Origin of the sequence: Pontibacillus salicampi (assembly GCF_042434395.1) — a bacterium.
Taxonomy (GTDB): Bacteria; Bacillota; Bacilli; order Bacillales; family BH030062; genus Pontibacillus; species Pontibacillus salicampi.
On record NZ_JBHLTP010000012.1, the window covers coordinates 130,245 to 144,104 of the forward strand.

The window sequence follows — 13,860 nt, forward strand, 5'->3', positions numbered from 1 at the left end:
GGATTCCTCCCTACAATATATCAGCATTAATGATCGATTCTGCTTCCTGACGCAGCTTAAATTTCTGTATTTTTCCGCTGGCAGTCATCGGGTATTCTTCAATGAATTCCATGTACTTAGGTATTTTGTGCCGTGAAATCTTGCCTTCACAAAACGCTTTTACATCCTCAACCGTTGGGGAAGCGGACTCCTTCAGAATGATAAACGCCATCAGTTCCTCCCCATATCTCTCATCTGGAACTCCAACCACTTGAACATCAAGTATATCTGGATGCTGATACAGAAATTCCTCCACCTCACGAGGATATATATTCTCTCCCCCTCGAATTACCATGTCCTTGATCCTGCCAGTTATTTCTACATAGCCTTGCTCATCCATTACTGCGATATCTCCAGTATGAAGCCACCCTTCGTCATCTATGGCCGTGTATGTTGCTTCCTGGTTTTTGTAATATCCTTCCATTACCAGGTAGCCTCTTGTACACAATTCACCGGGAACTCCTGCTTCACATCGGTCCCCTGTAGAGGGATCTATTATTTTCACTTCTACATTTGGGTGAGCTTTTCCTACGCTGCTAACCTTTAATTCAATAGGGTCATCTGTCCTCGTTTGCGTAATAACCGGTGAGGATTCGGTCTGTCCATAAGCAATCGTTATTTCGGAAGCTCCCATCTGGTTCATGACATGTTTCATGACTTCCATCGGACAAGTTGAACCAGCCATAATACCAGTTCTTAAGTGCGTAAACTCATATTGGGTGAAGTCAGGATGGTTGAGCTCAGCAATAAACATCGTAGGAACACCATGTAAAGCAGTGCAGGCTTCCTCTTCTACCGCATCAAGGACTTTCTTCGCATCAAATTGCTCGAGAATAACCATCGTCGTTCCCTTCGACACGGCTGCTAGAGTACCTAACACACAACCAAAGCAGTGAAAGAAGGGGACTGGGATACAAAGTCGATCCTTCTCGGATAGCTCCATACACTCTGCTACCTGCTTTCCGTTATTCACGATATTGTAATGAGATAGCATCACACCTTTTGGAAATCCTGTCGTACCAGAAGTGTACTGCATGTTAATGACATCCTGGTAATGCAGGCTCTTTTTTCGCTGATGGAGGGCCTCGTCTGATACACGATTACCCATTTCCACTATCTCATTCCAATTGTAAAGGTTTTCATAATTATCCTCACTTAATACAACAATGTTCTTTAATTTCGGGAGATTCGGTGCAAACAATTCTCCTTTCGGTGAGGTTTCCAGCTGTGGACATACTTCATATAAAATATCAAGATAAGAAGCTCCTTTAAACTCTTCCGCTAAAATGAGGGTAGTAGCATCTGATTGTTTTAGTAAATACTCTAGTTCCTTTGCTTGATAATTAGTGTTTACAGTTACGAGCACTGCCCCCATCTTCCCTGTAGCAAATTGAGTAATGAGCCATTCCGGCTTATTATCTGACCAAATGGCTACGTGCTCTCCCTTTTCCATGCCTAACGCCATAAAACCTTTCGCTGCTTCATCTGCCAACGTATTGAATTCCTCATACGTTTTACGCATATTATGTTCTGGATAAATGAACGCTTCCTGCTTCGGGTGCTTTCTTGCTTTTTCTTCCAACAATTCCCCAACCGTCATTTTTAAAAGAGACATCCTCTTCCTCCCTACATCCATACGATTTTGGCTCCTAGCAGCCTAGCTCTCTACTGATCACTAATCTTTGAATCTCAGAAGTTCCTTCCCCAATTTCTAATAGCTTTGCATCTCTCAAATAGCGTTCGACCTCATATTCTCGCATGTACCCATATCCTCCATGGATTTGAATAGCTTGATTGGCCGAACGGAAAGCGGTTTCAGAAGCGAACAATTTAGCATACGCTGATTCTTTTTTAAACGGCTTGCCTTGATCCTTAAGCCACGCTGATTTTAATACCATATTACGCGCAAGCTCTACTTCCATAGCCATATCTGCTAATTTAAACTGAATTCCTTGGAATTTCGATATGGATCTACCAAATTGCTTTCTTTCTTTGGCGTAGGCGAGGGCTTTATCCAATGATGCCTGAGCAATGCCGACAGCAAGCGCTCCGATAGAAATCCTTCCCCCATCTAACGTGTAGAGGAATTGATTAAATCCTTTTTGAGGGTCTCCTAATATATTCTCCTTTGGTATCCGTACATCCTCCAACACAATTTCAGAAGTATTGGATGCTCGCACTCCCATTTTGTCGTAATTGCTAGTAATCGTCATTCCCTTGGTCCCTTCCGGAATAATAAAGGCAGAAATTATGTTCTTACCATTCTCATCTTTTCCGGAAACAGCCGTTACGGTTATATTTCTTGCATATTCAGCATTCGTTATCCAGGATTTCTCCCCATTGATAACATACTCATCCCCATCTAAAACGGCTTTCGTCTGGGTGCCTCCTGCATCAGAGCCGGCATTAGGCTCCGTCAAACCAAATGATGCCAGTGCTTCTCCTTTTGCAAGCGGGACAAGATATTCTTGCTTCTGCTCCTCTGTACCAAAATAATAGATCGGACTTGCTCCTAAGGATACAGCAGCAGCGTAGCTAAGACCAGTTCCTCCACAGACCTTACCGATTTCCTCTACCGCAAGCGCATACGTAACAGTATCACCGCCAACACCACCATACTGCTCAGGAAAAGGGATTCCTAAAATCCCGAGCTTACCCATCTCATCAAAAATATCCTTTGCAAACTCAGCGTTTTTATCCATATCCACTGCTCTTGGTGCAATAACATCCTGTGCAAAGTCCCGTACCATCTTTTGGGTCATTTCTTGTTCCTTTGTCAATGAGAAATCCATCTCTTCACACTCCTTCATGTATTAAGAGACCAACCAGTCGGTCGGTCATGCTTACATATGCAATCTCCTTAAGCCCATGTATCACTAACCATATGCTTCAAGAGGTATTGCTGGTACGCATCTTTCTCCATGGCTTCATTTGTGAGGAGGAAATGAAGAATAATGTCTACAAAAATAGTAGAAATATCATCAATACTTTTTTCCCCATTTTTTCTATACCATTTGTATGTCCAATTGACCATTCCGAGAATTGCCATCCCTGCAATCTTTGGTGGAAGCTCTGCTCGAAATTCCCCTTGCTCCTGACCTTCTTGAACAACCTCAAAGATATTCTGCTTAAACTGATCACGTTTTTTCTTAATTTGCTCTTCATAATCTGGCTTTAAGTAGGTGCTTTCCTGATAAAATACGGAGATATGTGATTTATACAAGTCAAACACTCTTACAAATGAATGAACGATGGCTTGAAGCTGCTCAGTTGGAGTATCATACTTCTCTTTTGCCTGATTGGCTTTGTCTAATACATATGTAATAAAGGTATCATGTATCACATACAGCAATTCGTCCTTGGAATGGAAATAATGATAAAATCCTCCCTTAGATGCGTTGCAATGATGGACGATCTGATTAACAGAAACGCCATGGTAGCCATGCCTCTCAAACAGCTCTAATGCCGAATCCATAATTCTTTCCTTCAATTCTGCCATAATGCCTTCGCCTCAATTCTGACAATCTAAACCAAAAATCAAACTTTATAATTTGTATTTTATCATAGTTTTCTGAAAATAAAAATTTATTTTATTCAGAAATGCTCTGAATCAAACAGGAAGTTTACCTCCAATCGTTGCATCCTGTAACAGCGGTGAACAATCCCACCTCATGTGGCACAATAGAATAGCGTAGGTTTTGCTGGACACTTCTTTCTCTAAATAACATATAGGACCAATTCCTAAGAAGATATCTGAAATTTTAAGCTCTCCATTGTCTTCCAATTACGTGGATCTCACCTACAATTTGGGTTAAAAAGATCTTTTACTGTTATTTGGTTTTATGTTGATATTCATTTGGAGTTGCTACTAAGTATTTTTAAGATAATAGAAGGTATGAATTCTTTCGTCCCGTGCTGTTACGGGGACAGGTTGGAGGAGAGCTATGGTGCTTCCTTTGCTTTTACATGAAACAGGGATGACGGAGTGCTTTAAGTTCCTACAATCGCTCTTTCTACACTCAAATTCTCTTTACATTCCATACCTCTATAAATCAATCGAATTTCCATCCAAAAAAAGCAGCCCTCAAAGGCAGCTTATAACACCTTTGAGGGCAGTGGTTAGGAATTATTTATCTCTTCTTCTTCTTGAAACACTTTCTCATAGTGAGTGGCCTTCCACATATCCAGTACATCTCCTGATTGCTCTGTGTCCACTACAAACGATCCATTACTATAACGATCAGTTACTTTGAAGTCCATTGGTCGAATTTCCTTTATCGTGCTGTTAGCAGTTTGTAAGTAAAGTAACTCTTGGTTCTCTACCATCTCTAAAGCAGCTACCCTGTGAGGGTTTCGTTTTAATTCCCGGAGCATAACGACTCCTTTTTTCGCACGAGTCGACTGTTCAAATTCTTTCAATTTCATCCGTTTTACCGATCCTCGCTGGGTAGCAAGAAGAATGGATGGATCCTTTTGGCTTTCAAACGCCTTTCCGTTAACTACCACTTCATCTTCTTTCAATTGCATGGCTTTGACTCCAGCTGCACGCTGGCCGATTGCCTTAACCTCTGACTCATGATACCACAATCCATACCCTTTATTAGAAGCAAGAAAGACATCCATATCTCCGTCTGTGACGTGTACATCGAGTACCTCATCATCGGCTTTTACATTAATGGCTACAAGAGGTTTGGAATATCTTTGCGCCTTGTATAAAGATAGCTGACTACGTTTAATCATGCCGTTTCTCGTAACGAATAACAAATATCTATTCTCATCAAATTCTCTTATTGGGATGGCTTTGACAATCCGTTCCTGCTTCTCGATGGAAACGATGTTAGCGAGGTGCTGGCCAAGATCTTTCCACCTTATATCTGGCAGTTCATGGACTGGAATGTAGAGATAGTTCCCTTTACTAGTAAACAATAACAGCGTGTCCGTCGTGTTAATTTCATAAAGAGCTAAAAGGTGATCTCCATCTTTCATCGCAAAATCGGCTCCATTGGAGGCAGCATAGGAACGAAGGCTCGTTCGTTTCATATAGCCCTCCTGGGTTACAGAAACGAGAACCTCCTCGCTTGGAACCATCACCTCGAGGTTAATGGTCAGATCTTCTACCTCCGCTTGAATTTCCGTTTTGCGATCGGTATGATATTTTTTCTTCATAGCCTTTAAATCGTTCTTGATCACCTTAAGAAGTTTCTTCTCATCAGCTAGTATGGCTTCTAGTTCTTCAATTCGCTGCTTCAGTTCATCTGCCTCTTTTTGAAGCGATGTGATATCTGTATTAGTTAAACGATATAATTGAAGGTTAACGATAGCCTCTGCCTGTGCTTCTGTGAAGTCGTACGCCTGCATCAAACGGTTCTTTGCATCCTGTTTGTCCTCTGATGCTCGAATGGTTGCGATTACTTCATCTAGAATAGAGATAGCCTTCATTAAACCTTCTAAAATATGTGCTCTGTCCTGCGCTTTTTGCAGGTCGTGTACAGATTGTCTTGTGACGACTTCTTTCTGGTGTTCAATATATGAATCCAGTACATCGTGTAAATGTAACAGCTTCGGAGTCTTATTATGAATAGCTACCATATTAAAATGATAGCTAATCTGCAGATCGGTATTCTTGTATAAATAATTTAGAATCCCTGTACTGTCCGCTTCTCGCTTTAATTCAATTACAACACGCAGCCCTGTTCGGTCTGTTTCATCCCGCACTTCCGCAATGCCTTCTACTTTCTTATCCAGACGAATTTCATCCATTTTTTTAACCAGCGTGGCTTTGTTTACCTCATAAGGCAGCTCATCAATGACAATTTGCTCCCTGTTCCCTCTAATCGGCTCCACAACGGCACGGCCACGGACGACAACTTTCCCTTTTCCTGTTTCATAGGCTTGTTTTATCCCATCAAAGCCTTGGATGATACCTCCTGTAGGAAAATCAGGACCTTTCATTACCTGCATGATGTCTTCTATCGTACTATTTGGCTTGTCTATTTTCTTCATTACGGCGTCAATCACTTCACCTAAATTATGGGGCGGGATTTCAGTCGCATATCCGGCAGAAATACCAGTTGAGCCATTTACTAATAAATTTGGAAATTTGGCAGGAAGCACTACAGGCTCCTGAATGGTATCGTCAAAGTTTGGAATAAAGTCAACCGTTTCCTTCTCAATATCCCGCAGCAGTTCAGACGCAATACTCGATAAACGAGCCTCCGTATAACGCATGGCGGCAGGGGGATCCCCATCCACACTTCCGTTATTACCGTGCATTTCTACTAATAAATTTCGCACTTTCCAATCCTGGCTAAGACGTACCATCGCATCATACACAGAGGTATCCCCGTGTGGATGATAATTACCGATGACAGTACCGACAGTCTTAGCTGATTTACGGTACGGCTTATCGTGAGTATTCCGCTCCTGCTGCATCGCATAAAGAATTCTTCGTTGAACAGGCTTTAATCCGTCTCTTGCATCTGGAAGAGCACGGTCTTGAATAATATATTTACTATATCTTCCGAACCGATCTCCCAGTACTTCTTCCAATGGTAAGTCTAAATATTTCTCTGTTTCAGCCAAAACGTAATCCCCCTCTAGGACTGCAATTTATCATTTTCTAGTATGTTGGTTTGCTCTTCAAGGCCAAACGCCACGTGAGATTCAATCCATTTCCGGCGAGGCTCGACTTTATCTCCCATAAGCGTTGTAACACGTCGTTCTGCTTGAGCAAGATCATCAATGGTAACACGAATGAGGGTTCGCGTTTCCGGGCTCATGGTCGTTTCCCACAATTGATCGGCATTCATTTCCCCAAGTCCCTTATAGCGCTGAATGGTATAGCCATTTTTAAACTCTCTTAGAATAGCTTTCATCTCATCCTCTTCCCAAGCATATTTCGTTTGCTCTTTTTTTCCTTTTCCTTTGGAAACTTTGTATAGAGGAGGCAAGGCAATATAAATCTTTCCAGCACGAATTAACTCTTGCATATACCGGTAAAAGAAAGTCAGCAAGAGCACTTGAATGTGAGCACCATCTGTATCGGCATCTGTCATAATTACAATTTTATCGTATTGACAATCTTCAATATTAAAGTCTGCTCCAACTCCGGCACCGATAGTATTAATGATGGTACCGATTTCTTCATTCTTCAGGATGTCCTGAAGCTTTGCTTTTTCTGTATTAATAACCTTGCCTCGTAACGGCAATACAGCTTGAAAGCGCCGATCCCGACCTTGCTTGGCAGAACCGCCTGCCGAGTCTCCCTCTACTAAATACAATTCGTTCTTTTGAGGGTTTTTGGATTGGGCAGGTGTTAGCTTTCCGCTGAGCATGGTTTCTTTTCGCTTTTTCTTTTTCCCTGAGCGTGCGTCTTCCCGTGCTTTCCGGGCTGCTTCTCTTGCTTCCTTGGCCTTGATGGCCTTTCGAATAAGCATCGTTGCTACATCCGGATTTTCCTCTAGAAAGTAAGATAATTTCTCTGAAACAATCGAATCTACAATAGAGCGTGCTTCCGATGTCCCCAACTTGCTTTTCGTCTGTCCTTCAAACTGAAGCTTTTCTTCCGGAATTCGCACAGAAATGACAGCTGTAAAGCCCTCTCTAATATCTGTTCCTTCCAGATTTTTATCCTTTTCTTTCAGCAACCCTGTCTTTCTAGCATGGTCGTTGAAGCTACGGGTAATTGCAGATTTTGCACCTGATTCATGTGTACCGCCATCACGTGTTCGTACGTTATTCACAAAGGATAGAACGCTTTCTGCATAACCGTCGTTAAACTGGAATCCAAAATCTAAATGAATATCTTCCTGCTCACCTTCAAAGGAAACAACGGAATGCAACGTATCCTTTTCCTCATTCAAATAATCTACGAAAGATTTAAGTCCATCTGGATACTGATAACTTTCTTTGAAATCTACTCGTTTATCTTCCAGGACGATTTCTAACCCTTTTAACAAAAAGGCTGCTTCTCGAAGCCGTTCTGACAGGGTTTCGAGGTTATATGTTGTGGTGGAGAATACAGTGGTATCAGGCTTGAAATGAATCAGTGTACCGCTTTTTCTCGTAGCTCCCTTATTTTCAAGCGAGGTTACGGGGCTTCCTCCATTTTCAAAGCGCTGATAATAGGTTTCCCCATCCCTGTATATGATAACCTCCAGCCATTCGGATAAAGCGTTCACAACCGATGCCCCAACACCATGAAGCCCTCCACTTGTTTTGTAGCCGCCTTGTCCAAACTTACCTCCGGCATGAAGCACGGTTAGTATGACTTCAGGGGTGGGCTTTCCTAATTTATGCATCCCTGTAGGCATACCACGCCCTTCATCTCGGACAGAAACGCTATCGTCTTTATGAATAGTAATGGTTATCCGCTCTCCATACCCTGCGAGCGCCTCATCCACTGCATTATCTACAATTTCAAAGACAAGATGATGCAATCCCCTATGATCGGTACTGCCGATATACATTCCTGGACGCTTTCTAACCGCCTCTAGCCCTTCTAATACTTGTATGGAATCATCATTATATTGTGTATTGTTTGTGACCACTCTATTGAACTCCTTTCGGTGTAAACCTCAGCAGGATCAACCTGCTCATTATATACGTGTAACGAATCATCGCTCATTAGGTAAATAGTATGACTCTGCTGATTGATAATCTTATTCTCATCATAGAACAAACGTTCGTTTTTGTAAATAAGAGCCACAGGAGGTCATTGTTTGTACCATCCTACCTCTATCTGTATCTTATTGTAGCTTTTTTCATACGTTTAGCAAACAATCTTTTTCCTGAACAAGCAAAACCTGCCTATTACTTGAATCCTATGTAACTAGCGTGCCTCGAAAAGAAGCGTTGAAAAATAGTATAAAATAAATTAATCATGGATGGAAATGAAATTTATTTGAAAACAGAAAAAATCCCTGTCATAGCAGGGATTTTTGTTGGTTTACTTTCCTATTGTAACAGAATGAGCGACTTTAATACACATGTCCATTATAACGGTGAACCCTTGTTCTTGAAGATAAGCAAATGCATCCTCAGATGCAACACCTTGCTGGGCCCAAAAAACGTCAGCATTTGTAGCAGCCGCCTCTTTGGCTAATGCAGGTAAATATTCAGAGCGTCGAAACACATTAATGATATCAATAGGCTCATCAATGTCACTTAAAGAGGCTACTGCCTTCACTCCGAGAGATTCCTGAATGGTTGGGTTAACCGGAATAATGTTATACCCTGCTTCCTGCATAGCTTTGGAAATCTGATAAGAGGTCCTTGATGGATTATCAGATAATCCTACAACCGCTATGGTTTTGGATGTTTCTAATATGTTCTTCATCTCTTCTTTACTCGGGTTTTGCATGGTCATGATTACACTCCTTTATTCAAGCATCCCATTTTCCTTAAGATATTCCTTTGCAACGGAAATTGGTTCCCGCTCCTCAAAATCGACCTGGTAGTTCATTTCCTGCATCTCTTGTTTCGTTATTTTACCACCAAGTTTATTTAATATTTCCTCCAGTTCTGGATATTCTTCTAATGTACTTTCAAGCAGCAATGGAGCTCCCTGATATGGAGGGAAAAGGTTTTTAGGGTCATCCAGTACCTTTAAGTCGTATTCAATCATGTATCCTTCTGTTGCATAGGCATCGATGACTTCCACATCCCCTGACTTAATAGCCTGTTGACGAACTCCGGCTTCCATTGTCTTTATATTCAGATTCAGGTTATACAATTCCTTCATGCCTTGATATCCATCCTGGCGGTCTTTAAACTCCAGCGTAAAACCAGCAGTAATGTTACTCTGGATGCTTTTCAAATCACCTATTGTTTCAAGTCCATATTGTTCAGCAAGTTCCTCGGTGGTTGCAACCGCATAGGTGTTGTTATATTGCATCGGCTCCAATAAGGTCATGCCCTGTGCTTCCTTAATTCCCTGTTTAGCCTGCTGATACACTTTTACTGGATCATTGCTTTGAGCAGTTTCCCCAAGCAGCGTATTAATAACAGTACCTGTAAACTCAGGATAAATATCGATATCCCCTGTTTTTAAAGCTTCAAAAACAAAGTCTGTCTTGCCAAGATTCGGTTCTGTTTTTACGAATAAATCTGTTTCTTCTTCAATCAATAATTTATACATATTCATTAGGATTGCAGGCTCCGCCCCGATTTTTCCTCCTATTACCAAATCAGGTGTACGCTCCCTGCTAGCTATAAACGGGACTGTTACGACAAGAAGAGAAACAATCATAATAATTCCTAATGAACGAAAGCCTGATTTAGCTGAGGTTCGTTCAAACAATCGCAAAATTAAGTCTAATACAATGGCCAGAAGTGCAGCTGGTATAGCACCTAGAAGAATCAGATTTAAGTTTCCGCCTTTGTCAATACCGAGGAGAATCAATTCTCCAAGGCCACCTGCACCAATAAGAGCAGCTATCGTCGTTGTGCCAACTATCAGGACCATGGACGTCCGGATACCTGCCATGATTACAGGCATGGCAAGAGGAAGCTCAATCTTAGATAACCGTCTGAAGGAACTCATTCCCATTCCAGTTGCCGCTTCTTTTAAAGCCGGGTCCACCTCTTTAACCCCAGTGTACGTATTGCGTAAAATTGGCAGGAGTGCATATACGATAAGTGCTACGATGGCTGGCTGTTTCCCGATACCTAAGAAAGGAATTAGAAAAGCAAGAATGGCAAGACTCGGAATCGTCTGCAGTATCGCAGCTACGCCAATGACCGGCTCTGCAACGCGCCGAAATCGGGTCAGGATTAAACCAAGTGGAACGGCAATCAAAATAGCAATCAGCAGGGCAACAATCGACAGCTGGAGATGCTCCCAAATTGCTTGCAGTAAGGCACTTTGTCTGTTCTGCAGTACATCTATAAAGCTGTTCATTACTGCACCACCCCGTTTTCCACCGTGGTCTGTGCTTGTAAATAGTGAACGATATCTTTATAGGATAAAGACCCCACCAACTGATTATCCTTCACTACTGGCAATACTTCGGCTTCCTGTTGCTCAAAGAACGGAGTGGCTTTACGGAGATGCATACTGTTTGGAATCATAGGCAATGTTACCCGCTGTCCATTATGGATTGCCCCTTTATAGGATCCATCTTCTCCTTCGAGAAGAAAGGTGCCTTCTGAGCTTAGGAGAATTTCGTCCTTTTCCTGGCGGATATGGGAACGAGTTTGGTCTATCATCACATCGACTGCAGTTTGCCAAGGTGACTGGCGCTCGCCGACAAAGCTTTTGACGAAGCCGTTCTTTGGATGGAGTATTAGTTCTTGCGGGGTGGATAATTGAACAATCTCTCCATCCTTCATTAAACACACCCGATCTCCTAATGCCAATGCTTCGTCTATATCATGCGTAACAAATACAATCGTCTTCTTTATTTCCTTTTGCAGCTTCTGTATGTCTTCTTGCAGCTGTTCTCTGCTAATGGGATCCAAAGCGCTGAAAGGCTCGTCCATTAGAATAATGTCAGGATCAGCGGCCAGTGCACGAATAACCCCGACTCGCTGCTGTTGTCCACCGGAAAGCTCGCTAGGCTTACGCTTTCGATATGTATCAGGATCTAACCCAACCATTTCCATTAATTCTGTGATACGCTTATGCAATGCTTCCTTTTTCCAGTTTTTCATCTCTGGAACTACAGCAATATTCTCTTCGATGGTCATATGTGGAAATAAGGCAATCTGCTGCAGGACATAGCCAATATTCCAACGAAGCTCGGATAATTTATAATCGCTTATATCCTTATGGTTAATAAGAATGTGGCCTGAGCTTGGTTCAATTAACCGATTAATCATTTTTAATGACGTGGTCTTCCCACAGCCACTTGGTCCAATTAATGCAAGTAATTCCCCCTCTTGTACAGTAAGGCTAAAATCCTTAACTGCTTTTGTACCATCAGGGTACACTTTACTTACATCCTTAAATTCAATCATACTTTTCCCCCTATGTTCCCATTCTTTCCTTACTTTATTATCATCATGTCTTGTCCTTCATCTTAAACGAATATAGCTAGAAATGCATGTAACCTGCCCGGTTCAATCGGTTATGTCCGATAGAGAATTATTCTTCCTTGGATAAGGAGGATTTCAGTACTTCCCAAGAAGGCTCATTGGCAAAATGCATACTCCAGGATGCTACGCCAGCTAAGTCATAGGTATGAACTATTTGGGCTCTTTTTTGCAAAGAGGTTTCATTCTCAAGCCACATCCTATACGTTATATTCTGGTCAGAAACCTCATATTCCATGTATTCCTGCTCTGCTTGTTCATCATAAGTAGGTGTAATGTTACGCTCCTCCATCCACGCTTTTGCTTCTTCCATGGTAAGAGCCTTTGAAGAAGTAGAGGCGGTACCCTGGTCATCCGTCTCTGTCTTCCAAAGTCTAGTGTATAATGGAATACCTAGAATAAGCTGTTCATTCGGGACCTCTTCCAATACTCGTTCCAGATTTGATCTTACCCACGGTAAACTGCTGACACTTCCAGGCTCTGAGGACCCTTTCCAATGTTCATCGTAGGCCATTACCATAATAAAATCAGCTGATTCTGCAAGCGCTTTTCTATTATAAAATTTAGACCATTGCCCACTGGAGGAAATAAAAGTTACATCAACAGAGATGACAAGACCTTGCTCGTGGGCCCTTGGTGTTAATTCCCTGATAAATTGGGTGAACAGCTCTCCATCCTCTTCAAAAACGTTCTCAAAATCGACATTTATTCCATCCAATTGATAGGTGTTGGCGAATGTTAACAATTGCTCTATGATGGTTTTGCGATTTTCATAGGTTGATAGAGCCTGTTTTGTTAACGGTGCATCAAATGCATTAGAGAACAACGCCCAAACGTTGTACCCCTTTTCATGAGCCGCTCTCACATATCCCTTAGAAGCATTACTTTCTATACTTCCCTTTCCCGTTTGTAGTGTAAACCACTTCGGAGACAGGACTTCCACCCCAGGTAATGCTGGTAGTTGCTCTTTGTTCGATAAAGAGGGATTTACAGAATCCCACGTAACATGTACAGGAAAAGCAACCTCCGGAGAAAAGGAGGAGGCTTGCTGTTCCGGAGCTGCTTGCACAATAGAAGTGTTGCCTTTAGCAATCGTACCCTTCTTTACATATCCAGCTGTTCCGTCGTTCGCACGAACATAATAAAACCCTCTTTTCTCCTTTTCAATCACTACTTGATGACTCTCGTTCATTTCTTTCACATAAGGAGAAGCAACGGAAGGCTTTGCACGCAGTCTGACACCATCTGATTTCTTGACAGCTCCGTATTGCAGCTTCTGCTCATCAGAAAGCACTTGGACCGCTTCTGTTTCCTTTGTGTATTGGACAGCGATTGGGTACACTCTCTCCAGCAAGGATGCTGCTATATATTGCTCCCCTTGACGCTCGGTAGCTGCGTCATACTTCAATGTAACTGGTTCCCCATTTTGTTGCACCTCGTTACGATGAATAGGAAGCTGGTAGACATGTGTGTCTGTCGTTATAATAACGGAGGAGGAGGATTCATCGTATCTAATCGTTTCATCTATATGCGACGTAAGAAACGAGAGAGGAAGATAAGCTTGTCCATCTTGGTAAAGACCTTGCTCCTTTTGCTTACCTTCTTGATAAATAATCGTGTTTGCTTGTGTAAAGTACGTTTCTTCCTGATCAGAAGGAAAATAATAAGTTATCCATACCATTATAGAGGAAATAATGAACAGGAAAGCGAGCAATATCGGTAGGATGGTTCTTTTCTTTAACATAGTTTGTATTCTCATATTAATTATTCCTCTCGAACGTTGTATTT

The 13,860-nt window shown here is 42.0% G+C and carries 9 protein-coding genes; all 9 read right to left on the reverse strand.

Annotation, left to right across the window (positions count from 1 at the left end):
• Positions 1-10 precede the first annotated feature (10 nt).
• The 9 genes from ACFFGV_RS15375 to ACFFGV_RS15415 all read right to left on the reverse strand — a co-directional run bounded on the left by ACFFGV_RS15375 (position 11) and on the right by ACFFGV_RS15415 (position 13,831).
• Positions 11-1,654, reverse strand: coding sequence for an AMP-binding protein (locus ACFFGV_RS15375; protein WP_377349603.1), 1,644 nt, complete (start codon positions 1,652-1,654; stop codon positions 11-13).
• Between the two features lie 34 nt (positions 1,655-1,688).
• Positions 1,689-2,831 carry an acyl-CoA dehydrogenase family protein gene (locus tag ACFFGV_RS15380; RefSeq protein ID WP_377349606.1) on the reverse strand — a complete coding sequence of 381 codons (1,143 nt, stop codon included), beginning with the start codon at positions 2,829-2,831 and terminating at the stop codon, positions 1,689-1,691.
• A 68-nt stretch (positions 2,832-2,899) separates the two neighbouring features.
• Positions 2,900-3,538, reverse strand: coding sequence for a TetR/AcrR family transcriptional regulator (locus ACFFGV_RS15385; RefSeq protein WP_377349608.1), 639 nt, complete (start codon positions 3,536-3,538; stop codon positions 2,900-2,902).
• Positions 3,539-4,158: 620 nt separating this feature from the next.
• On the reverse strand, positions 4,159-6,621 hold the full coding sequence (gene parC / locus ACFFGV_RS15390) for a DNA topoisomerase IV subunit A (RefSeq protein ID WP_377349610.1): 2,463 nt from the start codon (positions 6,619-6,621) through the stop codon (positions 4,159-4,161).
• Between the two features lie 14 nt (positions 6,622-6,635).
• Entirely contained in the window at positions 6,636-8,588 is a 1,953-nt protein-coding gene (gene parE, locus ACFFGV_RS15395) for a DNA topoisomerase IV subunit B (protein ID WP_377349613.1), read from the reverse strand.
• A 398-nt stretch (positions 8,589-8,986) separates the two neighbouring features.
• Complete coding sequence (locus tag ACFFGV_RS15400) at positions 8,987-9,400, reverse strand: CoA-binding protein (RefSeq protein ID WP_377349769.1); 414 nt, start codon at positions 9,398-9,400, stop codon at positions 8,987-8,989.
• A gap of 18 nt (positions 9,401-9,418) precedes the next feature.
• Positions 9,419-10,939 (reverse strand): ABC transporter permease/substrate-binding protein, encoded by a 1,521-nt coding sequence (locus tag ACFFGV_RS15405; RefSeq protein ID WP_377349616.1) that lies wholly within the window; start codon positions 10,937-10,939, stop codon positions 9,419-9,421.
• Complete coding sequence (locus ACFFGV_RS15410) at positions 10,939-11,997, reverse strand: ABC transporter ATP-binding protein (RefSeq protein ID WP_377349618.1); 1,059 nt, start codon at positions 11,995-11,997, stop codon at positions 10,939-10,941. Before ACFFGV_RS15410 ends, ACFFGV_RS15405 begins: the two co-directional genes overlap by 1 nt.
• Positions 11,998-12,124: 127 nt before the next feature.
• A complete protein-coding gene (locus tag ACFFGV_RS15415; RefSeq protein ID WP_377349621.1) occupies positions 12,125-13,831 on the reverse strand; it encodes a glycosyl hydrolase family 18 protein in 1,707 nt (568 codons plus the stop codon).
• Positions 13,832-13,860 lie beyond the last annotated feature (29 nt).